The organism is Streptomyces sp. NPDC087270 (assembly GCF_044744625.1).
In the GTDB taxonomy this organism is placed as follows: Bacteria; Actinomycetota; Actinomycetes; order Streptomycetales; family Streptomycetaceae; genus Actinacidiphila.
Window position 1 is genome coordinate 1 of record NZ_JBIUYR010000050.1, and the last position, 1,136, is coordinate 1,136.

At 65.8% G+C, this 1,136-nt stretch carries 1 protein-coding gene; it reads left to right on the forward strand.

Annotated elements, in window-relative coordinates; translation table 11 throughout:
- Window positions 1–1,136 (forward strand): lactate utilization protein B (locus ACIPAE_RS39775; protein WP_402452342.1); only part of this gene is annotated, 1,136 nt, incomplete at both ends.

Consider the following 1,136-nt stretch of genomic DNA (forward strand, 5'->3'; position numbering starts at 1 on the left):
ACGAAGGACACCCAACTCCGCGCCAACCTCACCCACGCCACCCACACCATCCGCACCAAACGCGCCACCGCCATCAACGAACTCCCCGACTGGCCCCAACTCCGCACCGCCGGCGCCGCCATCAAAGACCACACCCTCCACCACCTCGACCACTACCTCCAACAACTCGAAACCGCCGTCACCAACGCCGGCGGCACCGTCCACTGGGCCACCGACGCCGACGAAGCCAACCGCATCACCACCCACATCATCCAAACCACCGGCGAAACCGAAGTCGTCAAAGTCAAATCCATGGCCACCCAGGAAACCGGCCTCAACGAAGCCCTCCACACCGCCGGCATCCACGCCTACGAAACCGACCTCGCCGAACTCATCGTCCAACTCGCCCACGACAAGCCCTCCCACATCCTCGTCCCCGCCATCCACAAAAACCGCACCGAAATCCGCGACATCTTCCACCACGAAATGACCCACTGGGGCCGCCCCGCCCCCGACCACCTCACCGACAACCCCACCGACCTCGCCGAAGCCGCCCGCCTCCACCTCCGCGAAAAATTCCTCCGCACCAAAATCGCCATCTCCGGCGCCAACTTCATGATCGCCGAAACCGGCACCCTCGTCGTCGTCGAATCCGAAGGCAACGGCCGCATGTGCCTCACCCTCCCCGACACCCTCATCTCCATCGTCGGCATCGAAAAAACCATCCCCACCTTCCAAGACCTCGAAGTCTTCCTCCAAACACTCCCCCGCTCCTCCACCGCCGAACGCATGAACCCCTACACCACCATGTGGACCGGCACCACCACCCACGACGGCCCCAAAAACTTCCACCTCATCCTCCTCGACAACGGCCGCACCGACACCCTCGCCGACACCACCGGCCGCCAAGCCCTCCGCTGCATCCGCTGCTCCGCCTGCCTCAACGTCTGCCCCGTCTACGAACGCGCCGGCGGCCACGCCTACGGCTCCCCCTACCCCGGCCCCATCGGCGCCATCCTCACCCCCCAACTCCGCGGCACCACCACCCCCCTCGACGCCTCCCTCCCCTACGCCTCCACCCTCTGCGGCGCCTGCTACGACGTCTGCCCCGTCGCCATCGACATCCCCGAAATCCTCGTCCACCTCCGCGAACGCGT